The sequence below is a fragment of the Paenibacillus sp. J22R232 genome (assembly GCF_056269165.1).
This window is the reverse complement of the sequence record NZ_JBWDNK010000015.1, coordinates 1-23813: the sequence shown is the minus strand read 5'-3', so window position 1 is coordinate 23813 and position 23813 is coordinate 1. Positions and strand designations below refer to the sequence as shown.

Below are 23813 nucleotides of genomic sequence, written 5' to 3'. Positions count from 1 at the left end.
ATCGCGGGTTCGGCGGGTAGAGCTATGTTCTTGTGGATCAGCGTTATCGCTTAATTCCTGACTCTCGTTGAATAACCGTTCCATAAGATGTTGATTTAGCATTCTCCCCGCACCCCCTATTTTCCTTTATTTTACGTTCCTTTAACGGCAGCCAGCGGCTTGCACTTCGCTACGACCCTCGCAAGCCCTGCGCCTACCACACTCTCAATAATTTGATCAACATCCTTGTACGCCTGCGGTGATTCATCCACAAGCGACTCCATCGATCGCTGGTTCACCACGATTTCATCGTCCGTCCCTACCCGCATCGCAGCTGCTACCTCTTCTACCGACACTAGCTGCTTCGTCGCGTTCCGGGAACGAATGCGTCCCGCTCCGTGGCAGATCGAGTAATGATTCGCTTTCCCCTCCGGGCTGCCGACCATAATATAGGAGGACGTTCCCATCGAGCCTGGAATAAGCGCGGGATGCCCGGTTGCACGGTACGCCTCCGGATTGTCCGGATGACCGGCGGGCAGCGCCCTAGTCGCCCCTTTGCGGTGCACGAAATACGAATGCCCATCCATCTGCTCTTCCCAAGCATAATTGTGCATGAGATCGTACAGCGTGCGCAGCTCGAACTTCGGACCGAATATTTCCTTGCCTGCTTCGCGAACCGCGTAAGCAATCAAGTGACGGTTCACAACCGCATAATTCAATGCGGAGTACATGAGATTCACGTACGTTTGCCCGAGCGGATGGGAGAGCGGCGCATAGAGCAGCTTGGGATCGGAGGTCCCGATCCCCTCCTGCCGCATCATTTTGGCAATATCGGTACCGCAGTATTGGCTGACCGCGCCTCCCCAGGCGCGGGAGCCGGAATGAATCATAATGACGACTTGGCCGTCGTACAATCCCCAAGCCTCGGCGATCTCCCGATTTTCCTCCGCGATCTCGATCGCTTGGATTTCGACGAAATGATTGCCTCCGCCGAGCGTGCCAAGCTGTCGGTGCGCGCGATGCCAGACCATCTCCGGGAATATATCCAGCACATCCTCTTCGAAATCGAATCTGCTGCTCTCCACATGGGTCAGCGAGGTCGCTTTGCGCGGCGTGTACGCATCCGGGATATATTTCTTCGGCAAGCCGTGCAGCCCCTTTTTCACGACATGCTCCAGCCTTATATCCGAGAAATGGCCTCTGGCATGCTCCTCGGCAGGCAAATACTTCTCGATCGCCCGAACCAGCTTCCGCCGCAGCTTAACCTCCTTCAGATCATCCTTGTGCAGGCTCGTGAGCTGCACCCGCATCCCGCAGCCAATGTCACTGCCGACGATGGAAGGGGAGACGAAGCCGTCACTCGCATTCCATACCGCTGTCGTGCCAATGCAGGTTCCAATGCCCACATGAACGTCCGGCGTGTAGCTCATGTACACCTGGTTCGGAATTTGCAAATTGTTGTTCGCCATTTCAAATACTTTATAGTCTAAGGACGCGAAGAGCTCGGGTCCTGCATATACGTGTACCTGCCCCGATGGCAGCTGTACGTTTTGGTAATAGGTTTCTTTCATAAACGTTTAATCTCCTTAACAATCAAATGAACACAAAAAAGCCATGGACGAGTAATGTCCATGGCTTTACTTGCGCCTTGCCTTCTTCCCTTGCAGCTTGAAGCATGCAAAAAATTAGAAAGCAGTCATAGGCCCCGAAGAGGCCGATGCAATGGACTTGAGATATGAAGCTGTGCTTTGTTCTGAATGGCTTTGTTCTAAACTGCTTAGTCCTAAATTGTATTGTTCTAGATAGAATGGGAACATTGTCATCGACCTCCTTTCATTTGATTTACATCATAATATTCCCAATACCCGGCATATGTCAATCTTTTTGTGAAAATAAAATTGGTTATAAGCAAACAGCGACACCCCCCGGCTTCTTTCAAGCCTTTGGCTGTCGCTGTTTTCATTACGCTCTTCTATCCATTGCCTAATTTCATATTATAAATGAGCCAATAAGTTCGCGCGTACCTCGGCCAGAGTCAAATCCTGCACGAGCTTCCCGTCCTCGAATACAACCTCGAGCTGATCCTCCGCTTTGCGTGCTTCATACTCCGCTACGCTTAAGTTGTCGGTGAACGCAAGCTTCCCGTCCTGCTCTGTGACGAGCACAAGCCCCGTTTGCGATTTCTTCACGCCGTTATCGGTTTTAGGGTCCTTATAAATTTTGCGTTCTTCGCCTTCAACGATCGTGAAGGTCGATTTCAAAGCAAAGCCGAAGGTGTCGCGGGTATTGTACTGGTACGTGAACGATCCGATGCCGAATACCATATTCGTCGAGGCAAAGCCTTTGGCAGCCAGCCTCTCGCAAATTTCGCTGCAGCGCGAGATCGTAATCGCATCGCCATAAATAGCTCCGATGTGGCTGTCAAGCTGCTTGTAGCCTTTCTCCGTAACGGTTCCGCCAAAGATATCCCATAAAATCTCGATGACGCCTTTGCGCTCGAGCTCGCTTTCCCCGTTCGGATCGCCGCAAATAATGTTAACCGGGTCCCCGCTATCCGGACGGATGACTACCTTGCCGTCCCTGCTCATAATATCTTCCTTCAGCCCGCGGATAACAACATCCAGCACCGTCCATAGGTCCCAAGTGTCCGATACGATCGATACAAAGCCGTTCGGATACACATCTTTGATCAAATAGCGGTACGACGCCATCTCGTCACGTCCATGCGCGCACATGACGCTGTGCTCGGTTGCCGGAATCGAAGTGCCTACCAATTCGTTCTCAATGTTCGCGTTATAATAATTTTCCAAATAGATAATTGCCGGAATCGTATCGGTGCCCGTGAACGATAAGAGATGCCCCGCGCTGCTGCCGAGCGCCGATTCGAGCGCGCCCATGCCCCGCATGGAGAAATCATGTCCTTGGAACGGTACGCCTGTGCTGTCGCCGTTCGTCTGAAGCGCATAAGCCTCCAATATTTTGCGGTATTCGAAAGCAAGCGTAGCGCTGGTAGCTGGCATCCACAATTGGCACGACATCAGCGTTTCCAAATAGTTCGTCAGCCAGAAAAACGCGGGTTTCGTGTTCTCGATCGTCAGCATCGGAACTCTTATCGGCACTAATTTACCTTCTTTGATCGCTTTAATTCGGATAGGCAAGTAACCGAGATCATGCAGCTCCTCGATATGCGAGGCGTCAGGGTTCGCTTCGCCAAGCGCGTATTGGATGAGCCGTTTGTATTCCGCGGCAACGTCCTCTTTGGCCCGGGCGAAAAAATGCTCATTGAAGTAAGCGATCAGATATTGCTTAATAAACGATTGGAAACCGAAAGCAACGACCTCGTTAATGCCTTCCAGACGGCTCGTGCGAGCGGTCCAGGTCGAATAAACAAGCTCCGTTCCTTTTGGATACTGGTTTTTGTGGCTCACCTTGTAGAAATCACATAGCAGCGTTGCTGGATAAACGAAAGTTTGAGTCATCTTATAGGCCTCCCATTTCGTATACGCGAATTTTTTCATGCCCGGCTTGATTGAGTATCGTATCGGTCGTAAACACTTTATCGATAAGGTCTGACTCTAGAATTTTCCCTTTAAAGATCGAATTCTCGCAATGCGCCACCAGCAAGTAGATACGCGATGCACCGATCTCTCTCAGCTTCTCCGCGCTTAGCATGAAGGTCCCGCCATACGAGCAAAGATCATCGACGATAATGGCCGTAAAGCCCTTGCGCTCCACGCTGCCTACCACCTCAAGGCTCTTGATCTGACCCGTCTGGAAATCTCTCGCCTTAAAGCCTACCAGCTGCTTATACCCTTCTACCTTGCTGTACCGCTTCTGAGCCCCGGCATCCGGAAAGAACAGATAGTCCTGCCAGATATCAAATCCTATCTCCTCCGCCACCTGCTCCAGCAGCTGAATCGTCGGATATTTGCCAATGCTGCGGTCTATAAGCGCTAGCGTCACATCCGAATGCGGCTCGATAACCGTAACCGACTCGAAGTTCAATTGGTTGATGAAGGCAGCCGTATATTTCAGCGTGAAGGCAGAGGTCCCTTCTATGCGATCCATCCGGCTGTAAGGCATGTAGTAGATCGTAAGCGTACATTTGACTCTCCGGTCATCGAGGTAGCTTTTGACAAACATCAGCTTAATGAGATCGCCGTCGTCCTCGTACTTCCATACGATCGTATTGAAATCCGCCATATGCGTCAAAATTTCATCGCCGTTAATTAATGTCTCCCCGTTCGGGAATTGCTTTAGGCCTAGCTCCACTCCATTAAACTTCAGCATGCCGTCACTCTCCTCGTTAGCGTTCAGCTATAGATAGACAACTGGGGCTCTTCCTTCGTGAACCGGTACAACTGCGCAGCACGCTGCGAATACTGCTTGGATTGCTTCGGCAGTCCGTTCTCGTCCACCGCTTCCTCGATAATCGCGCTGCGGCTTTTGGTCGACGTCAGCTTGCGAATGAAGTTTGGCTCTTCGAAGTCATGCACCACTGTCTGAATAACCTGATACAGCTCGCTCAGCGTAAATTCCTCAGGCAGAAACTCCCTCGCGATCGTCGTCGTCATCATTTTCTTCCGTATGCCCTCCAGGGCGTCGGATAAAATCTGTTTATGGTCAAAAGCAAGATCCATGCGCAGCGCTTCCTCCACGGTAAACAGCCGTACATCCGAAGCGTCAACGGCCGCCGCCCTGTGCGCCAGCAGCTTCTCGTTGACCAGCGCAAGGAATGCGTGCGAGATGATCCAGCCCCGCGGATCGCGTCCAGGCGCGCTGTATACGTTGAAGTATTCGATGTGCACGTCTTCGATCGCTGTCTCTTCATGAAGCTCGCGCTTCGCGCATGCGTAGACCGTCTCGTTCTCCTTCGTGAAGCCGCCAGGCAGTGCCCATTGCCCTTCGAAGGGCCAGACGTTCCGCTGGATCAGCATGACATGCAGCTCGCGGGTTGGCAGTGCTTTCTTAGCCGACTGCTTCTCGGTGGAGACGATCGTAAAGATGACGATATCCGCCGGAGCGCCATCCGGCGTTCTGTAATTAGCGGCTGAGTAATTGGATTCATTCTCGACCATGGTTGTCGCTCTCCTGATCAGAAGTATTGTTTCGATTTGATATTATCATAATGACATTATTAAAATCCGTTGTCAATCCTTTTGCCGAAAATAGGCCATTTGTCATACAGGGAACGCTTGATCTGCCGGATATGCAAGGCCGATTTGCTTCCGAGCTTCATCCATGATTTCGAGCGTTGTCAACGAGTTCTCAAACGTATTCACGTCAGATTCCGTGCGTCCCGATTGGATCAGCTCGATAAACGCTTTCGCCTCGTAGTACATGGACTTGCTGCTCGTTTCCCGCGAGATGTCCTCGCTCGTTCCGTCCCGGTACTGGATTTGAACCTTGCCAGGCTCGCTGATCTTATCAATCACGATGCTTCCGCTCTCCCCTTGGATCTCTGACGGCAAGGACGAATGCGTAATCTTCGAATACATAATGACCGCATCCATGCTTCCGTATTGCAGCACGATGCTTCCCTCGCCGTCTACGCCGGATGCAAGCATGACCCCAGTCGCTTTGACGACATCGGGTTTCCCGAATAGCGCAACAAGCGGATACAAGCAATAAATGCCCAGATCCATGAGCGCTCCGTTTGAGAAAACGGGATTAAAAGCATTAAGCACCGTTCCCGACTTGTACGCATCATATCTAGACGAATACTGGCAATAGCTGGCGAAGTAGCGGCGAATCTCGCCCAGCTTGTTTACGTTTTCTTGAATCGCTTGAAAGCCGGGAAGGAAAGTAGACTTAAGCGCCTCCATCAGCAGTACTCCGTTTTCCTTGGCTGCGGCAACCATCTTGCGCAGCTCGTGCGCGTTCGAAGCGATCGGCTTCTCGCAGAGCACATGAATGCCGTGCTCCATGCACGTGATGGCGTGAGCCGCATGGAACGAGTTAGGGCTTGCTATGTACACGGCATCAATCTTTCCGCTGGTTGCCATTTCAACAATATCCGTGAATTTAGCTGCAATCTGATGCTTCTGCGCGAACGCATCCGCCGTTTCCGCCGAGCGCGAAAAAACGGCTGCAAGCGAGAAATCCTCTACCCCGCGCGCCGCTTCAATAAATGTCTCCGTAATCCAGTTCGTGCCGATTATGCCGAATCTAATCATTCTGTTCTCTCCTTGGCGGTTTTATTGGTTTCCACATGGAATTCGGATCTTATATCCGCTTCTGCCTATTATAGCGATCTGAGGCGCTGCCTGTCCAAAGACAGCCGCTCCTTTTTGACTAACGGCTTTATTTGTATTAACATTCATAATACAAATAATACTTTGTAAGCAGGGGTGATCCGATGATATTGAAGCTCGACTATAACAGCGACATACCGATCTACGTACAGCTCCGCAACCAAATTATTATCGGAATTGGAGTAGGCGGGCTTGATTACGGAGAACGGTTGCCTTCCGTCAGGCAGCTTGCGGATGATCTGGGAGTCAATGCCATGACAGTGAACAAAGCGTATGCCATACTAAAAAACGAAGGATACATATCGATTGACCGTCGTCATGGCGCAAAGGTCAGCACCCTCTGGACCAAACAACAGGACTTCAACCGGAAGCTTGAGCGCGAATTGCAGCTCGTCATCTCGGAGGCCAGCTTAAAGGGAGTCGGGCAAGAGGAGTTTATGCAGATTTGCTCGACCATTTTTACGGCAGCAGCCAGCAAACATCATCCCCTGCTAGAATAGGAGACCAACTATGAGCAACTTATATCTCATTATCCCAGCTGTCATCGTTTATATCAGTATCGTTGTCATGTATCTGAAGCAAGCCGTGCCAAGCAATCAGCTCCTGTTCGGCGTCACGCTTCCCAATCAGGGACTTAAGGACACCAGAATCAAGCAGCTTCAAGCGGATTACAAAAGAAACTACACGCTCTACGCCGCTATTTCGCTTCTGACGCTAGCGCCGTTTTTTGTGCTTGGCAGCTATTTCTCGTTGTCGCTTATTTATCTATTTGTTTGGATCGCCGCTTTTCTGTATACATCAAAGCTGCCCTTCAACAGCATTCACCGTAAAGCTAGCCGGATCAAGCGCGAGAACGATTGGTTTGTCGGCGAGAAGCGGACAATCCGTATCGATGCCACAATTACGCAGCTCAAGAAATCGAAGCTCGTCTCTCCCTACTGGTTCATCATCCCTGCGGTTCTTTCCGTCACGCCCATCCTCATTTCCTTTTCCAATCACGACCGTCTCCTCCAAATGACCGGGATTGCCTCGCTTGCTATGAGCGTCATTCTGTATGTCATTTTTGCAGCCTTTGGCCATATGAAAACGAAGGTTTACAGCGAAAACCACGATATTAATGCTGCTATCAACCGCGCCGCGCGGCGCTACTGGTCCATGCTTTGGCCCCTGCTGGCTGTTTTTGAGAGCATTAATGCCTTTGTCGCTTATATGATACTCTCCAATGGAAGCTCGCTTACCTTCACCCAGTGGATGATTGGCATCGTCATGGTTTCCTTGATTCCGCTTGGCAGCATCTTCTTTGTGCACAGCAAAGTGCGTGCCTTGGAGGAAAAGCTGGCGGATACGGACGGCGAAGCGATTCTGACCGATGACGACGGCTACTGGATTAACGGCTCGGCCTACTACAATCCGGAAGACCAATCCGTGATGGTTCCAAAACGCATGGGCATTGGCTCGACTGTCAACTTGGCTACGCGGGGCGGCAAATGGATCCAGTACGGCAGTATCGCATTCGCACTGGTCATTATCATTCCGCTCGCCGCGTTTGCCGTACAATCCGATCAAACCTCGCCTGCCATTTCGGTATCAGATAGCGGAGTCGTAGCCATTGACTACCCGCTGTACGATTACAGCTTCAATCTAAGCGACGTCAAAGGCATCACGCTTGAGCAAGAGCTTCCGAGCGGCTTCCGAACCAACGGTACGGCGACAGCGGAATACGCGCGCGGCAATTTCTCCTTGGAGAAGCTTGGCGCAGCCAAGCTTTATGTATTCAAAAATACGCCGCCGTACATTCACATCGAGCTGGACGGACTTGCCGTTATATTCAATGACAAGGAAGCTGCCAAGACAGAAGCTTTGTTCAGCATGCTGAAGGCACGATTGCCGCAATAGTCTACGCTTGGGGAGAGGCTTCGCCGAATACAAATTGCTCCAGCGCCGTTAGCTTCTCCTCGGTCAGGGGCTCGGAATTGTCGAAATACAGCACGGACGACGATGCGATCGGCCATTTCAACTCCCGCTTAACTAGTGCGCGGCTGAATGCCGTCCAGTTGTCCAGCTTGTATTGATCCAGCTCCAAGCCCCTTTTCTTAATTCGTTCATGGTGAAGCCGGTCATCGCGCAGCTGCACGAACACGACCCGCACGTCCACATCCGACACGGAGGCACCGATTGCCGAGAGTTCTTGCTTGATCCAATCGGAGGCCTCCGTTTCTTTCGTGAACGGACCGACGACGAACATATTTACTTCATTCGCGATGTTCTCCAGCGCCGTATCCATCGTAAGCCGATACCCTAGATCTCGGCATAACGCCTTGTAGCTGTCGGAATCCCGGTCGCTTGGATCAAGTCCGGCTTGGGTCATAAGGGCAACCGCAGCTGGGCGCAGCACCGTATCCATGTCAATTACGGCTACTTCTCGCTTCCTTGCCAAAGCCTTCGCCAAAGTCGTCTTGCCCGCACCGGCTCCGCCAACAAAAAATACAAGTTTACGCATCATCCTGCCTCCTGTCTCTTTATACATAACAAAAAAACACCTCGCAGCGCAAGGTGTTTCGGATGTTTTCGTATGGAGCGGAAGACGGGAATCGAACCCGCGACCCTCGCCTTGGCAAGGCGATGCTCTACCGCTGAGCCACTTCCGCATGTTATTTTATATGCCTTATTTTGCGTTTAGCATTTCGGCGACAAGAAATAAAATAACATTTTACAGAGAAAAAAGCAAGCTTTTTTTCAAATATAAATTATTTTCAATCCCATGCCAATCCTTGAACCCTGGTGCGTCCCGCGCCTAACGTCCGCTCTTCCCCCGGTATTCGCCAGCACTAATACCCACATAGGCTTTGAAGCGCTTATAAAACCAATCCAGCTCGCCATAGCCGACCTCTTGCGCAATCTCATACACTTTTTTGTTCGAGCCGAGCAGCAGCTGCTTCGCCTTCTCCATGCGCACATGAAGCAAATAATCATTGAAAGACTGATCCGTGCCCGCTTTGAACACCTTCCCAAGATAATTGGGATTCAAATATACCTTCTGCGCCACGGAGCGCAGGCTAATATTCGTGTGGTACTCCTGCTGCACGATTTTCTTCACCTCGGTCACGACATGATGGGGCTGAAGCTCCTTCATCTGGCGGAGCAGCTCCAGCACGCCTATGCATTTGCTTGCCGTAATTGCATATAACTCGTCAATCGTTTTGGCCCTCATCACCCGTTCATAATCACCGAGCTCGTAATTAAAGAGCGTATCCGAGCTTGCCCCCGACGTCTTCACCGCCTGAAGCAGCTGAACGAGCAGCTCCAGCACCGTCATACGGGCATGGTCGCCTGCGCCAGCCGAAGCGCCACCAGCGTTGCCACCGCCTGCTCGGAAGCTATCCCACAGCAGCCCAAGCGCCTCCATCAACGCCTCCTCCCGGTTGCTTCTGACGGCTTCAAGCAAATCCTCCCGCAGCTTGCCGGTATCCTTCTGCTTCATGCCATCCCTGTCTGCGCTGCGGCCTGTCAGGATCGTGTCTCCGCCTATGAGAAACTTTCCGTCCAGCGCGGCTTCGGCGCCCGAATAGGAATCCGCCAGCCGTTCCGCAGCTTGGACCCATTCGCCAATCCCAATCGTAACGGTCTCCTTGGCATATTGCTTCGCTGCCGCTGCGAGTGCTTCCGCAAGCTGACGGGCGTTGCCGCTCTCCGCCGCGCTGCTGTCTCCTCTCATGAAAATACCGAAGCGCTCCTCTGATTCCTCGAAAAGATAACCGCTCCCCAAGCACAGCTCCTCCGCGATATTCCGGATCGCGTAGCGCTTCAGTTCAATATCCTGCTCGGAAATCGCTTTTCCTTCCCCCGATAAGAAGTCGAGCTCCAGCAGCAGACAGCAGCATGGGCCTTCCAGCTCCAAGCCCAGCAGCTCCGCCTGCTCGCCAAGCTCTTGTCCGCCTGCTTGCCCATGCGCCAGCCTGCGCAGGAATTGATCCCTAAGCACGGTAAGTCCGAGCTGCTCGCGCCGCCTCGTGCGCTCGCGCTCCTTAATGACGCCGACAACCCGCTGCAGCACGTGAACCAGCTCCACCTCATCCACCGGCTTCAGCAAATAGTCGGTCACGCCGAGCTTCAGTCCCTGCCTTACGAAATCAAAGTCCTCGTAGCCGCTCAGAATAATGACCTCCGCTTCGGAGCATTGCTGCAGCTGCTCAATGAACTGCAGCCCGCTCATTCGCGGCATTCGGATATCCGTAAGCACCATCGAGAAGTGCCGCTCCTGGATAAGCTCGAGTGCGCGCACTCCGTCCTCCGCTTCTGCCGTAATCGCATACCCATGCTCCTCCCAATCGATTAAATACTTCAAGGATTCTCGTGCAAGCGGCTCATCATCCACAATCAATACCTCAAGCATCCCTCTCGCCTCCGTTGTCTTGACCTAGTGGAATAAGAATAGTTACCGTGGTACCTGCCCCCGCCTGGCTGGTTATCTTCAAGCCATACCCTTCGCCGTACAAGTATTTCAGCCGGGCATGAACATTCCGAATGCCAATGTTCCGATCCGTTGCCAATGAATCCTCATCCAGCCAATTCATGATTTCGTCAAGCCGTTCCCCGGATATGCCCAGTCCGTCGTCGCCGATCGTAAGCTGCAAGCACTCGCCCGACTTCTCGCCTGTGATCCAAATGCGCGATTGCTCCGGATTCAGCTCAACGCCATGCGAGATCGCATTCTCTACCAGCGGCTGAATAATGAGCTTCGGAATAAGGAGCGCATGATATTCGGGCGGAATCTCGATCGTATACGTGAACTTATGGCCGAACCGGTATTGCTGTATTTGCAAGTAGTTATCGACGAATTCCGTTTCATCCGCAAGCTTGATCATCTGCCCGCCGTTTTTGAGCATCATGCGGAACGATTTCGCCAGAAGTCCGACCACCTTGGCCGTGTCACGCTCACCGATAATTAATAATTTACCACGTATCATATTAAGCACATTAAACAAGAAATGAGGGTTAATCTGCGTCTGCAGCGCATACAGCTCCACCTCCTTCGTCCGGTAAGCCTGCTCCTTCCGGTCGATCTCGGATTGATAAACCTCGCTGATCAGCTGGCCCAGCCTGCGCACCATCATATTGAACATTTCCCCAAGTTGCGCAACCTCATCCTTTCCCTTCACGACGACGAAGGACTCGAAGTTATCCTTATGCACCCGCTTCATCTTCATCGACAGCTCGGTTAGGCGTCTAGTCATACCGACTGATATCGCCGATATAAACAATGCCGTTAAACCGAAGGCGATCAAATAAAGCGCGATTGCCATCGACCGGAGCTGCTCAACCTTAGGCATCACATCGTTGATCGGAATATAGGAAATCACCTTCATGCCCCGGACCGAATTATGCGAATCCAGCGTCTTGAACAGGATTTGGTACGTGTTTCCACTGGCCTTTTCTTTATAGATAAAGCTCCCGCTCTCGCTCGCCTGAATACGGTCTGCATAGGCAAGCGATTGAATATGGCTCAGCGATCCGTCTCTTACCGTATCCATTAACACGCTGCCGTCAGCCAGTGCGAACACATAGCGCTTGGTCTTGCTTTCCTCGCTCACCAAATCGTAGAGTACCTTCAGCTTGATTTCGATCGAAACCACCTTGGGCGAGTCCGCAACGAAGTTGTTCAAGCGCTTCTTGTAACTGAATAAGCGAATATTGTCATAGGAAGACAAATACGCGCCGGTCCAATAACCGCCGATTTGGCTGTTCAGCGCTTCCTTGTACCAGCCTTTGTCTTTGATCGTCTCATCAATTAGAAATACGTTCGAGAAAAGAAACGTAGGATTGTCCGAATAGAGATAAAAATGGTGAATGTCCTTCGTCGTCTGGACTGCCGATACGAAGGGCTGGTAGTAATCGAAATATTGCTGGTACGCGGTTATATTATCCTCGAATCTGGTTTCCGTTATTTCATCGAGCGCACGGTTCAGGAATAGCGTATTCGTTATTTCTTCATATGAGGTCAGCTTATTGTCAAGGTTGGAGCTGACTTGCGATAAGGAAAGCAGGTTGTTTTCCGTTATCGTCTCGAAGACCAGATCGGTGCTGCGCTTTACAAGCACATAGCCAAGCGATCCGAGCAGGAAAAGCACCACCAACAAATGGGATAAGATTAGCTTCGTTCGGATCTTCATCTCTGTATCGACCCCGCATCTGCGTAATGGCAAAACTCGTACCTGTTAGATTCGCCGGAGACGCCAATACTCCTTGTCGACGTGAATCGACAAGGAGTACGGCTTCGCGCCGTTAGCCGGCTATATTTTGATTATACTTCTCGATAAATTCCTGCCAAAGCTTCGTATACGCCTCATTTACCTTTTTGACGCCGGCCTTGTCGATCTCGGATACCATCTCGCCCCATGACTTCTCGAAAGCTGCCGCATCCTTGGATAAAATAATTTTCGGGATGTTTTTCCGCCAAGTGTCGTCCATCTTCTGTTCTTCTACTTTCGTAGCCTCTGGAGGCGTAAGCTGCCATAAGAAACCTGGCACATACTCGACTGGTGCCAAGAAGTCAGCCCATACCTGCTTGCCGTATTTCGCAAGCACTTCCTTCGTCATGTCATCGTAGCCAAGCTCCACGACATCCTTCGTAAGCGGAGTCGAATAGTCGCCATCAGCCAGCTTAGCGCCATGGCCGACGCCGAACCAGAAGGTGTTGCCCGTACCTACGCTTTTGAACCCTCTGTCGTAGTCGATGTTGGCATCCGTTTGGCGTTTTGTTACAAGATCAGGATTCACTGTTCTTTTACCTTCAACAACCGAGTAATCTTCACCCTCGATTCCCCATTGCGTCAGAATTTGGGCTTCGTCGGAGAACAAGTAATCGATCATTTGAATGATGCGCTCCGGATTTTTTGTCTTGCTGGAGATCGTCCACTGATAGTTGCCCGCGCTCGTTGGCGTGCTGGAGTTCGAGTGGTCAACGACGTTTTCGTTGAAGTAGATCGGAATATGCGCATAGGCTTTCTCAGGTTGCCCCGCTGCGCGCAGCGACTTCTCCGCATCGCCAAGCAGCCAGTTTGGCGAATATGCCGCAAGGATTCTGCCTTGCGCAGCCTTCGCCTGGAACGCTTTTTCATCCATCGAGAACGATTCTTTATCCAGCAGCCCCTCGTTGTTAAGCTTGTTAAGGAACTGATAATATGTTTTCGTTGCTTCGGAGACCGGATTGTAATTAACTTCGCCGCTATCCGAAATGGTGTAGTTCCCGTGATCGGCAAGACCGCTGCCCCAGATGATGGGGTTGTTGAATGCATGCTTCATAACCCAGCCGTTCATGTAAGCGCCAAAGCCGATTGTATCTTTGCCGTCCACCTGCGGATGCTTCGCTTTGTATGCCTTAATTACCTCATAGAGCTGGTCGAAGGTTTTGATCTCCGGATAACCGGCTTCCTTCAGCACATCGTATTGCACGATGAAGTTCCCGGTTGCGTCAGCTGGCGCTTCCTTGGCAAGCAGCACGGAATATAGGGAATAAATGTCGCCATTCTCGTCCTTCAGCAAATTGAATTTATCGCCAAACTTCTCTTTAATATTAGGACCGTATTTCTCTATTAAGTCATTTAGAGGAATAATGGCGCCGGCTTCCTTATAGCGAAGCGTATATTTGGGGTCAAGCACGATAATGTCCGGGTAATCCTTGCTTGCAAGCCATAGATCCCAGCGCTGGAATTGATCGCCGACCGTTAGGTCATACTTGAAGGTTACTCCCGTCTTTTCCGTAATTTTTTTATTGATTGGCGTGTCCCATTTCAATTGGTCATCGGATGTGTTAATCGTGAATTCTACCGGCGTCAAATCCGGAGCGGCCGGCGTTTCTTCCCCCGCTGCCTCACCGTTCGTTGCAGCCGGTGAAGCTGGTGAATTGGTTGGAGCGTTGTTATTGCCGTTGTTGCCGCTGCAGCCTGCAAAAATGACAGCGATTAGAATCATGACCATGCTTACGGTAAGCGTTTTCTTTGTCCCGCGTTTTGTCATTGTAGACTCCCTCTCATTCTAATGATTGTAATTATATCATCGAAGCTTTCGCTCCGTTAGATATCCTGGCTACTCTTTCATCGAAGCTACCATAATCCCTTTTACGAAATAACGCTGCAGGAACGGATACACGAATAAAATCGGCATCGTTACAATAATCGTCATGGCCGCCCGAATCGCATCCGGATTCGTTTTGAGCGCGTCGCTGTTCGTCGGATTAGACGAATTGGCAACCTCGTTAACCGAAGTCAGCAATATTTTCATTAGCTCCAGCTGCAGCAAATTAAGCTCCTTATTGCCGCTTGTGTATAAGTAGTTGTCGAACCAGGAATTCCAATGCATGACCGCGATGAAGAGCGTAATCGTCGCAATGACCGGCATGCTGACCGGAATAATGACCCGGAATAAGATTTGATAATCGCTGGCTCCGTCTATTTTGGCCGATTCTACCATGCCGTCCGGTATTTGCTCGAAATAGCTTCGCACGATAATAATGTTGTAAGCACTGATCAGCATTGGCAAAATATAAACCGCGAAATTGTTCATTAGATTCAAATTGACGATTAGCATGTAGCTCGGCAGCAGCCCTGCGTTGATAAACAGGGTGAATACCAAAATCAGGTTGAGCGGCTTGCGCAGAACGAATTCCTTGCGGCTAAGCGTGTAGGATACCATAACGGTGGCAAGCACCCCGCAAACCGTACCGACGACGGTTCTCGTAACCGACATGATCGTCGCCCTCAGCAAATCTCCCTGCTCAAAAATAATCTGGTAGTTCAGCAGCGAAAACTTGCGGGGCAGGAAATAAATGCCTCCCCTTAGCGAATCAAGCGCATCATTGAGCGAGATCGCAAATAGGTTGATGAACGGATAAATCGTTATAAAGCCGAGTATGGCAAGCAGCGTGTAGTTAAAGCCGTCAAACAGACGGTCACCCCATGTTGTTCCTTTCATCCTTCTCCGTCCTTTCCCTTCTGCCGTCTATGCATCCGATTAGAACAACCGGCTCTGCTGCGTTTTCTTCGCCAGATAGGTAACCGACAGAACCATCAGGACGCTAATGACGGACTTGAACATATTAATGGCCATGCCGTACGAATAGTCGCTTAGCTGGGTGGAGTACCGCAGCGCGTAAAGATCGATGACATCCGAATATTCAATGACTGCCGGATTGCCAAGCACGAATTGGGATTCGAATCCACTGTTAATCGCCCAGCCTATGGACATCGTCAGCAGCAGGATCGCCGTGGGCATCAGCCCCGGAATCGAGATATGCCACATTTTGCGGAACCGGCTGGCGCCGTCCATCTCGGCTGCCTCGTAATGCTCCGGATTAAGTCCCATAAGCACCGCCAGGTAAATAATGGTGCTCCAACCGAGCTCCTTCCACAAACTCGCCAGCGTGTGGATGATCCAGAACCACTCCCCTTTAATCATGAAGTAGATCGGTTCGTTAATCAGCTTAAGCTTCATCATGATTACGTTAAGCAAGCCGCCATCCGGCGAAAGAAAAAACGTGACGACGTTTGCGATAACGACCCAGGATACGAAATGAGGAATATACGTAATCGTTTGGATCGCTCTTTTGAAAAATGTTTTCCTTACCTCATTCAGGAGCAGCGCTAGCACAATGGAACCGACAAAGCTTGCTATTAGCCCCATAAAGCTCATCGCCAGCGTATTTCGCATCACGAAATAAAATTGCTCGTCCTGAAAAATGTTGACGAAATTGTCGAAGCCTACGAAAGAGCTGCCTAACACCCCTTTGCCAATCTTGTAATCCTGGAATGCCATAATCCATCCCCACAGCGGACCGTAGGAAAATACGAGCGCGATCAGCACAAAGGGCACTGACATGATGAGCAGCTGCTGTTGTTTGATTAGCTTCCCGAAGAAGCCGCGCCGCTTTGCTTGTGGTAAATAAGGGGCGAGCTTGATCTGCTCGGTTGCTTTGGACATCTTTTTTGCACCTTCCTTGTAACCGTTTTCGAAGTAAATCTATCTTTATTATGCAAGCAGAGCATCCACCCAACAACCTTAGAAACACGTTCTCCTCACCCTACAAAAAAGAGCAGCCGCACGGTTAATCAACCAAGCGGCTGCCTTTTTCAAGCCCATTAACCGGTAGAACACAGCACGAGCACGCCATTCGGCTCCAGTACGACCACGCCTGAGCGTTCCGTTCCCGTCATTGCGTCCGCATAGGTACGGTCAAGCGCAAAAGCAGCGTCAATGCGGTTATGGTTGATCACGAAAATGACTTCCGACCTCTGCTCGCCTTCTTCCCGCATGCGGCAAATCGCTTCTACACCGCCCGGCAATCCAGGCAGCGCTGGCTCGAGGTTAAGGTCTGTGCATATCGATTGAAACAAGCCATGCAAGGAAGCAGGATCAAGCTCCGTTGCTAGATAATAGGCCGTCCCTTGTCCATAACGATTGCGCGTAACCGCTGGCTGACCTGCGAAATAATCATTGGCGAACAGCAGTAGCGGCTCTGCGCCCTTTAACTCAATAACGTCGTACCAAGTTGCTGCTTCGCCCGGCGAGGCTGCTGATTCGCTTGCCGCAGCCGATTCCTCTTCCGATGCACGCAGGCCAATGGATAGGTCATCCTCGATAATGCCATAATCGTCAATGGATATGCCTAGCAAATCTGTATATAAGCCCGGTAGCCTTTGAGGCAGCATCCGGTTGTTCCATTCCTTGGCTCCTGCCCGGAAGTCCATGACAATCGTCCCGCCGCGCTCGGTGAACGCATGGATCCGCTTCGTCGCTTCCTCCCGTGCCATCATGAGATTCGGTATAATGAGCAGCTCATACCCGTCAAAGCTTTCGTCTGGCGAAATAATATCCACCTGTATGTTCCGCTCATGAAAGTAACGGTAATATTGTGCCTGATGCTCCTTGTATTCGTAGCCGCTCGCATGGGGCTGCAGCTCGAATGCCCATTCATTGTGGAAGCATTTGAGCATGGCAACCTTCGCTTTCACGGTGGTTCCCGCTAGCAGCGGTGAGATAGCGCGAAGCTCCTGCCCAACCTGCTTAACCTCCTCGAACCGTCTGCCGGGTTCTCCGTGATGCTGCAGAATGCCATGCCAGAATTCCTCCAAGGCATACGTCAGCGTGCGCCAGCGGAAATAAACGATTGCGTCCGCACCCCGGGCAATCGACTGGTAGGTCCATCTTCTAAGCTCGCCCGGCCTTGGCGTGGAGGACATCGCATAGGTGCAGGGTGCGCCGCTCTGATGCTCCAGCACCCAAAAGTTTTGGCCCTTCAGCCCGCGCATCGTGTCATGGTTAAGCCCCGTCCGGAATGCTCTCTCTTCTGGCACTCGCTTCATAATCGGATAAATATCGAGCGATACGATATCCAGCGGAGCGGCGAGATCATAATAATCCAGATCGTTAAAGCTGCCCATCATATTCGTTGTAAGGGGCTGCGTGGACGGGCACAGGCTGCGCAAAATATCCAGCTGCAGCTGCTGGTATTTCACGACGGAATCGGAGCTGAAGCGCCTGAAATCAAGCGCCAACCCCGGATTATGACCTTGATGCACCGAATAAGCAGGCAAATGCAGCTGCTCCCAGCTCGTATAGGTTTGACTGGAGAAGATCGTTCCCCATTCTTCATTTAGCTGTGCTAACGACCCGTACCTTTGCTGCAGCCAAGCGATGAATGCCTCCCTGCAATAGCCGCAGTAACAGCGCGCCGTGTCAATCGCTCCCAGCTCGTTGTCGATTTGCCAGCCAATCACGTTTGGATGCTCCCGGTATTGCTCTGCCATTCGCGTAACGATCTTGCTCGTATATTCATGGTAATTCGGATTGTTGGAGCAGTAATGGCGTCTTGTCCCGAACCCGCGGACATGGCCTTGGTAGTCGTGCTGATAAATATCGGGATGCTTATCCATCAGCCACTTGGGCGGGCCTGCCGTCGGCGTTCCGAGAATGACCTGAATATCATAATGGCCGAATAGCGCGATTGCCTGGTCCAGCCATTCGAATTCATACCTACCCTCTTCAGGCTCCATGCGAATCCAGGCAAACTCCGCCAATCGGACAACGTTAAAGCCTGCTTCCTTCATAAGCCTGGCGTCGGTCTCCCAACGCTCCTGCTCCCAATGCTCGGGGTAATAACATGCGCCGAATAACATGCCTGCATCCTCCTTATAGTCCTTGCTCTTATCGCTCGCACCGACCAGTATATCGGATGATCGTAACCGTTGTAAGCGTCGAAAACGCTAATATGACCCGTCAAACTAGACATCCTTTTGTGCCAAGCATGCATGCTAAAAAGCGCCCAGCGAGACAGGCTCGCCGGGCGCTTCTTTTCTATGAGCTCGTTAATGAATAGTTATCGAAATAGAACGTTCCTCTCATATCCGTGAAATACGTATATACTCTAACCTTTGCGGTATTGGCTGGGGCAGTTGCCGTGCCGCTCACATTCTCGAAGCCGCTGGTTGTCGTACCCGAGTATGTCGCTAACGTGCTCTCGCTGAGGACTGAGCCAGCCGAATTCAGGAATTGCAGCTTGAAATAAAGCGTTGATCCGTTATTAGCCGTAATATTGACCGATCCGCTAAAAACATACGTGCTGCCCGCGGATGCATTTACATCCTGGTACCAAGCATGCCATGGACCCGTTGATCCGTCTAAGCGCAATGATGCAGCTCCTGATTGTTTAACGGACGTGTCGCGGGACACATAATAAGGCTGCTCATAAACCCATGTCGCGGGCTTCCCTGAGCCGTCATCTGTCTCGAAGCCGGGATTCGCAAGCAGATTTCCCGCTGTCGCAGCGTTCGTCGTGACGCTCAGCGCACTGCTTGCCGCTGACAGGTTGCCTGCCGCATCTTTCGCTTTCACCGTAAAGCTATAAGCGGTATTTGCCGTTAGGCCGGTTACTTGCAGCGTCGTCGCGCCTGTTGTCGTACCGGCGAGCGTCGCTCCGCGATAGACTTCATAGCCCGTAACGCCTACGTTGTCCGTTGATGCCGCCCAGCTTACATTTACGGTCGTGTCAGTCTTCGAAGGCGCCGCCAGCCCAGTCGGCGCGCTTGGCGCTTGCGTATCCGCAGCCGCATTCGTAGTGACGCTAAGCGTATTGCTTGCCGCAGATAGGTTGCCTGCAGCGTCCTTCGCTTTCACCGTGAAGCTATATGCGGTATTTGCCGTCAAGCCCGTCACCTGCAGCGTCGTGGCGCCTGTTGTCGTACCGGCAAGCGTTGAACCGCGATACACCTCGTAACCCGTTACGCCTACATTGTCCGTCGATGCCGTCCAGCTTAAATTTACCGAGGTGGCTGTCTTCGATGGCGACGTTAACCCTGTTGGCGCGGATGGTGCCTGCGTATCCGCGGCTGCATTCGTTGTTACGTTCAGCGTATTGCTTGCCGCAGATAGGTTGCCTGCAGCGTCCTTCGCTTTCACCGTGAAGCTATAAGCGGTATTTGCCGTTAATCCCGTCACCTGAAGCGTCGTGGCGCCCGTTGTCGTGCCGGCAAGCGTTGAACCGCGATACACCTCGTAACCCGTTACGCCTACATTGTCTGTCGAAGCCGTCCAGCTTAAATTAACGGAAGTTGCTGTCTTCGAAGGTGAAGTCAACCCTGCCGGTGCGGTAGGCGCAACCGTGTCACCGCCGCCGGAGCCTCCATCTGCACTGCTCGACAAATAAAAGTCATCCAGATAAACCGTTCCGTTTAAGTCGCGCAAATATACGTATACTCTTGCGGTAGCCGTATTCGCCGGTGCCGTGAACGCACCGCTCATCGCCACGAACCCTGCAGTTGTCGCCGTCCCGTTATAATTGGCAACGGAGTGGCTGGACAATTCGGTTCCAGCGCTATTTAAGAAGCGGATGGTTGCTTCCGATTTCGTTGCGCTTGCGATATTCAAATACCCTTCAAAGGTGTAGGTATTGCCCGCGCTCGCAGCAACATCCTGGTAGACACCGAACCATGCGCCTGAATTGCCGCTTAGCTTGAAGGAGCCTGAGCCGTTACGTTTAACGGAGGTATCCCGCGTGCAGTAAAATGTTTGCTCGCAAGTCCATTGATTGGGCCGTCCCCAGCCGTCATCCTGATCAAACCCTGGGTTCTGCAGCAAATTTGGAGCGATAAGCGGAAGCGTCGTAACGGTGACCGCACTGCTCGCCGCCGAGCTGTTCCCTGCCGCATCCCTTGCTTTAACCGTATATACATAGGAAGTTAATGGCGTTAATCCCGTATCCGTGAAGGCTAGAACCCCTGCGCTTGACGAGCCCGCGAGTGTTCCTCCCCGGAAAATATCATAGGCGGTAACGCCTACATTATCGCTTGAAGCACTCCAGGTTAAGCTGACGGTCTTATCCGTCTTTGTTGGGGAAGCTAAGCTCCCTGGAACGGTAGGCGCTTGCGTGTCCGGCGGAGGCGGAGCGTTTGTCGTCACGCTAAGCGCGCTGCTCGCTGCCGATTGATTGCCTGCGAAGTCCTTCGCTTTCACCGTGAAGCTATAGGCCGTGCTTGCCGTCAAGCCCGTTACGACGAAGCTCGTTGCACCTGAAGTAGACCCTGTCAGTACACCGCCCCTATAAACGTCGTAGCCGGTCACGGCTACGTTATCCGCCGATCCCGTCCACGACAAGCTGACGGTTGTGTCTGTTTTCGCCTGTACGGCAAGGGCTGACGGAGCCGTCGGAGCCTGCGTATCCGGCACCTCGCTGCCTTGGCGGACTGCCTTAACCGCAATGTCGCGGTTAAAAGAAGGAATCGCGCTTAAGGCAAGGTTGCCGACTCCGCTTACCACGGTTGCCGTCGTCGTCGAGATAGCGGAACCAGTTACCGTGTTGTAGTACAAAATATCGTAAGTACCCGGATTCATGCCCGGTACATTGAACGACATGCCGCTTACCGTTCGCGGACTGCTCACCGTATGGTTAGCCGTCGAATCATTGACCCAAAGCAGCGCTCGATCACCATTTTTATATCCGCCGACCTTAGTCGAGTTTGACTGTGCGCCGTAATCCACATGCGGCATATTGATCAAATGCTGCTCCTCAGGCTGAATGAAGTTTGCCAAAGCCGTGTAAATCGCTTTGTAGCTTGCCGGAATATCGAAGCCGTTTTCGAAAATCCACCAAAGGTTGCCTCCAGCGGCTCCGGCCCTAAAGATCGGCCCCCATAAGCCGTCATGCATAAAGCGAGGCAAATTCGGATCCGCGGAATTATCCGAATGCGTACTGCCGTATTCGCCGACAAAGGCTGGCCTGCCGTCAAAATCCTCGATGAAATGCTTCAGCTCCGCCTCCCATTTGTTCAGCGCCGCTGAGGAGCCGTCATACATATGAAAGTTAGTCGTATCCAGCGTATTTAAGGTTTCCCAGGTTGGTTGGTTAAACTCCTCATGATCCTTCCAAGCGAAGCTCGTTGTTGTCGGACGATTGTAGAAGTCGAGGCTCTTCCAATACGTGTCGACCGAACTATGCCAGCTGCTGCGGTTCGCGGCACTCGTATCCACGCGATTGTCCGACTCATTCCAATATTCCATCATGCCGAGGCTTCTGCTGTAGCCCCATCTTGCGAACACGTAGCGAAGCAGCTTCTTCTGATAACTGATTGCCGTAGCGTTCGTCCAAAAGTCCGTATTGTTCTCCGTCCAATACGATGGACCGCCGTTAGCCGTGCTGTAAGCATTCATCGGCCAATCATAGTAGAAATCGCCGAAGCTGTTCAGCGTCAACATGATATACACATCATTGTCTGCGGCTTCCTCGATTAATTCGTCCATGCGAGCCTGATTCTCAAGCTGATATTTCCCAATCCCGTCATAGGACATCGTAATCCCGTTTTGCGTTGTCGTGATCGGTCCCCATTCCGGCGCATAGTTGTTCCACCAGCACGTATACCATACTCGCATTATATTCATTTTCGCGTCCTTATACCTAGGGAGCTCATCCAGAATCGTATTCGCGTTCCAAGCATAGTTGCTGCCAAGCAGCGTCAACTGCTTGCCGTAGCTGTCAACGAAGCGGCTTCCGCTCGTGCCCATGAAGCCGCGATTCGTGCCAGCGCTGCCCGCAGTGAACGTAAGAACGCTCGACTGGCCCGTTCCACTTCCGTCAGTCACTTGAATGACGACGCTGTGCGAGCCCATCTGCCTCGGCGAGTAACGAACCGCCCATTTCGGTGAGGAGGCTTTGTTATAAAAGCCTGGCATAACCTCCGTCTGACCGGTAGGCGTCGTGAAATAAGCTTTGACATCCACCTCGTCCGGATTAAAGGGATTCGAATAGTTGCTGCTCAGATCGAACTGGATTTCGTACTTTCCATATACCGCAGGCGTTGTCGTATTGACTGAAACATTCGAAAAGGCTGTGGCAGCAGCAACGGTTGTCGCTTTCAAGCCTAAACCTGCTGGCAGAATGGTTACGAATAGCATTAATGTCATTAAACATAAGAGCAAATACCGTTTGCTTGCAAAGTTCGTTTTCATGATACCCTCCCATAGCTATAGTGGATGTGTTTGATTGTTGTAATGTATGCGCTATCATTTCGAGCTTAACGAATAGCCATTTAGGTCTCAGTCATTAATTCACCCCTATTCATTTTCGATTGCTTGAAGCTCTCCGTGCTTGTAATGAATCTGCGAATCGTAGCTGATGCTTTCATAATCACGTAAATAGGACGCCAAAACAACCTGACTAACCTCATTTTTCAGCCTTACTAATTGAAGATTACCCCGTATAACGCAAAAAAACGCTAGAGAACCATCCCTAGCACCTTCAATGTGTATGGTAAGAGCGCAAAAAAAAAAAAGCCCTTGCTCAGCAAGGGCTTTTCCATCGTATGATGCGCGTAGAGGGACTTGAACCCCCACGGTCGCCCGCTAGATCCTAAGTCTAGTGCGTCTGCCAATTCCGCCATACGCGCGCAATTACAAATACCAGCCGCTTTAAAGAAAGTGGCTGGGGATTCAGGGATCGAACCTGAGAATGACGGAGTCAAAGTCCGTTGCCTTACCGCTTGGCTAATCCCCAACATCTATTTTTCGTTCACTTTTGTTAAAATGGCGGAGCTGACGGGATTCGAACCCGCGGTCTCCTGCGTGACAGGCAGGCATGTTGGGCCACTACACCACAGCTCCATATGTAAGCTCGGATAAAATCCGAAAGTGAAACCAAGGATTGGTTGCGGGGGCAGGATTTGAACCTGCGGCCTTCGGGTTATGAGCCCGACGAGCTACCGGGCTGCTCCACCCCGCGTCAATTGTTGCATATTGTTGCATCTTTGGTTGAATCGCCTTCTGAATGAATCCAGAATAGATCCAATCAAAAGTTTTTCAAGGCATTGTGCCCTGAAAACTGGATACGAAAGAACAGGTTTGCTGAACCTTTATTGCTGCTGTTTGCCGGATGTATGGGTCCAGGGCAAACGTAAGTCTATGCTTACGACGTCCGTTTGCTTCTCAAACTGTTTAGGATAAGCCCTCGACCGATTAGTATTCGTCAGCTACACACATTGCTGTGCTTCCACCCCGAACCTATCAACCTCGTCGTCTTCAAGGGGTCTTACATACTGGGAA

15 protein-coding genes, 5 tRNA genes and 1 rRNA gene are annotated in these 23813 nt (G+C 51.5%); 2 read left to right on the top strand and 19 right to left on the bottom strand.

Going from position 1 to position 23813, the window contains the following annotated elements; translation table 11 throughout:
• Positions 1-131: 131 nt before the first annotated feature.
• The 5 genes from AC0YN3_RS27560 to AC0YN3_RS27540 form a co-directional block, all read right to left on the bottom strand.
• Positions 132-1550 (bottom strand): RtcB family protein, encoded by a 1419-nt coding sequence (locus AC0YN3_RS27560; RefSeq protein ID WP_475778112.1) that lies wholly within the window; start codon positions 1548-1550, stop codon positions 132-134.
• Between the two features lie 423 nt (positions 1551-1973).
• Positions 1974-3458 (bottom strand): nicotinate phosphoribosyltransferase, encoded by a 1485-nt coding sequence (locus AC0YN3_RS27555; RefSeq protein WP_475778111.1) that lies wholly within the window; start codon positions 3456-3458, stop codon positions 1974-1976.
• Between the two features lies 1 nt (position 3459).
• A complete protein-coding gene (locus tag AC0YN3_RS27550) occupies positions 3460-4269 on the bottom strand; it encodes a ribose-phosphate pyrophosphokinase (protein WP_475778110.1) in 810 nt (269 codons plus the stop codon).
• A gap of 23 nt (positions 4270-4292) precedes the next feature.
• Positions 4293-5057: an NUDIX hydrolase gene (locus AC0YN3_RS27545; RefSeq protein ID WP_475778109.1), complete on the bottom strand. Its 765-nt coding sequence runs from the start codon at positions 5055-5057 to the stop codon at positions 4293-4295.
• Between the two features lie 102 nt (positions 5058-5159).
• Positions 5160-6155 (bottom strand): Gfo/Idh/MocA family protein, encoded by a 996-nt coding sequence (locus AC0YN3_RS27540; protein WP_475778108.1) that lies wholly within the window; start codon positions 6153-6155, stop codon positions 5160-5162.
• A 182-nt stretch (positions 6156-6337) separates the two neighbouring features.
• Here AC0YN3_RS27540 and AC0YN3_RS27535 point away from each other — a divergent pair, with 182 nt between their 5' ends.
• Positions 6338-6733: a GntR family transcriptional regulator gene (locus AC0YN3_RS27535; RefSeq protein ID WP_475778107.1), complete on the top strand. Its 396-nt coding sequence runs from the start codon at positions 6338-6340 to the stop codon at positions 6731-6733.
• Between the two features lie 10 nt (positions 6734-6743).
• Complete coding sequence (locus tag AC0YN3_RS27530) at positions 6744-8129, top strand: DUF5808 domain-containing protein (protein ID WP_475778106.1); 1386 nt, start codon at positions 6744-6746, stop codon at positions 8127-8129.
• A 1-nt stretch (position 8130) separates the two neighbouring features.
• On the opposite strand, the gene AC0YN3_RS27525 is transcribed toward AC0YN3_RS27530, so the two are convergent.
• From AC0YN3_RS27525 to AC0YN3_RS27460, 14 genes are all read right to left on the bottom strand, one after another.
• Complete coding sequence (locus AC0YN3_RS27525) at positions 8131-8736, bottom strand: P-loop nucleotide/nucleoside kinase family protein (protein WP_475778105.1); 606 nt, start codon at positions 8734-8736, stop codon at positions 8131-8133.
• A 70-nt stretch (positions 8737-8806) separates the two neighbouring features.
• Positions 8807-8881: transfer RNA gene (locus AC0YN3_RS27520), tRNA-Gly, on the bottom strand.
• Between the two features lie 146 nt (positions 8882-9027).
• Entirely contained in the window at positions 9028-10626 is a 1599-nt protein-coding gene (locus AC0YN3_RS27515; protein ID WP_475778104.1) for a response regulator, read from the bottom strand.
• Entirely contained in the window at positions 10619-12403 is a 1785-nt protein-coding gene (locus AC0YN3_RS27510; RefSeq protein ID WP_475778103.1) for a sensor histidine kinase, read from the bottom strand. The genes AC0YN3_RS27515 and AC0YN3_RS27510 overlap by 8 nt, the downstream gene beginning before the upstream one ends.
• Before the next feature lie 112 nt (positions 12404-12515).
• On the bottom strand, positions 12516-14249 hold the full coding sequence (locus AC0YN3_RS27505; RefSeq protein ID WP_475778102.1) for an extracellular solute-binding protein: 1734 nt from the start codon (positions 14247-14249) through the stop codon (positions 12516-12518).
• A gap of 69 nt (positions 14250-14318) precedes the next feature.
• Positions 14319-15203 (bottom strand): carbohydrate ABC transporter permease, encoded by an 885-nt coding sequence (locus tag AC0YN3_RS27500; protein WP_475778101.1) that lies wholly within the window; start codon positions 15201-15203, stop codon positions 14319-14321.
• 39 nt (positions 15204-15242) lie between these two features.
• The gene (locus AC0YN3_RS27495; protein WP_475778100.1) at positions 15243-16208 is read right to left on the bottom strand and encodes an ABC transporter permease; all 966 of its coding nucleotides are present in this window, start codon (positions 16206-16208) and stop codon (positions 15243-15245) included.
• A gap of 158 nt (positions 16209-16366) precedes the next feature.
• A complete protein-coding gene (locus tag AC0YN3_RS27490) occupies positions 16367-18403 on the bottom strand; it encodes a beta-galactosidase (RefSeq protein ID WP_475778099.1) in 2037 nt (678 codons plus the stop codon).
• A gap of 178 nt (positions 18404-18581) precedes the next feature.
• Entirely contained in the window at positions 18582-22724 is a 4143-nt protein-coding gene (locus AC0YN3_RS27485) for a fibronectin type III domain-containing protein (protein WP_475778098.1), read from the bottom strand.
• Between the two features lie 357 nt (positions 22725-23081).
• Positions 23082-23161 (bottom strand) — tRNA-Leu (locus AC0YN3_RS27480).
• Between the two features lie 32 nt (positions 23162-23193).
• A tRNA-Gln gene (locus AC0YN3_RS27475) sits at positions 23194-23268 on the bottom strand.
• A 30-nt stretch (positions 23269-23298) separates the two neighbouring features.
• Positions 23299-23375, bottom strand: a tRNA-Asp gene (locus AC0YN3_RS27470).
• A gap of 41 nt (positions 23376-23416) precedes the next feature.
• A tRNA-Met gene (locus AC0YN3_RS27465) sits at positions 23417-23493 on the bottom strand.
• A gap of 213 nt (positions 23494-23706) precedes the next feature.
• A 23S ribosomal RNA gene (locus AC0YN3_RS27460) occupies positions 23707-23813 on the bottom strand; the annotation flags it as partial.

Bases quoted from the DNA above. Each gene is read 5' to 3' on its own strand.
- AC0YN3_RS27560 (WP_475778112.1), bottom strand. From the start codon at position 1,550: ATGAAAGAAACCTATTACCAAAACGTACAGCTGCCATCGGGGCAGGTA.
- AC0YN3_RS27555 (WP_475778111.1), bottom strand. From the start codon at position 3,458: ATGACTCAAACTTTCGTTTATCCAGCAACGCTGCTATGTGATTTCTAC.
- AC0YN3_RS27550 (WP_475778110.1), bottom strand. From the start codon at position 4,269: ATGCTGAAGTTTAATGGAGTGGAGCTAGGCCTAAAGCAATTCCCGAAC.
- AC0YN3_RS27545 (WP_475778109.1), bottom strand. From the start codon at position 5,057: ATGGTCGAGAATGAATCCAATTACTCAGCCGCTAATTACAGAACGCCG.
- AC0YN3_RS27540 (WP_475778108.1), bottom strand. From the start codon at position 6,155: ATGATTAGATTCGGCATAATCGGCACGAACTGGATTACGGAGACATTT.
- AC0YN3_RS27535 (WP_475778107.1), top strand. From the start codon at position 6,338: ATGATATTGAAGCTCGACTATAACAGCGACATACCGATCTACGTACAG.
- AC0YN3_RS27530 (WP_475778106.1), top strand. From the start codon at position 6,744: ATGAGCAACTTATATCTCATTATCCCAGCTGTCATCGTTTATATCAGT.
- AC0YN3_RS27525 (WP_475778105.1), bottom strand. From the start codon at position 8,736: ATGATGCGTAAACTTGTATTTTTTGTTGGCGGAGCCGGTGCGGGCAAG.
- AC0YN3_RS27515 (WP_475778104.1), bottom strand. From the start codon at position 10,626: ATGCTTGAGGTATTGATTGTGGATGATGAGCCGCTTGCACGAGAATCC.
- AC0YN3_RS27510 (WP_475778103.1), bottom strand. From the start codon at position 12,403: ATGAAGATCCGAACGAAGCTAATCTTATCCCATTTGTTGGTGGTGCTT.
- AC0YN3_RS27505 (WP_475778102.1), bottom strand. From the start codon at position 14,249: ATGACAAAACGCGGGACAAAGAAAACGCTTACCGTAAGCATGGTCATG.
- AC0YN3_RS27500 (WP_475778101.1), bottom strand. From the start codon at position 15,203: ATGAAAGGAACAACATGGGGTGACCGTCTGTTTGACGGCTTTAACTAC.
- AC0YN3_RS27495 (WP_475778100.1), bottom strand. From the start codon at position 16,208: ATGTCCAAAGCAACCGAGCAGATCAAGCTCGCCCCTTATTTACCACAA.
- AC0YN3_RS27490 (WP_475778099.1), bottom strand. From the start codon at position 18,403: ATGTTATTCGGCGCATGTTATTACCCCGAGCATTGGGAGCAGGAGCGT.
- AC0YN3_RS27485 (WP_475778098.1), bottom strand. From the start codon at position 22,724: ATGAAAACGAACTTTGCAAGCAAACGGTATTTGCTCTTATGTTTAATG.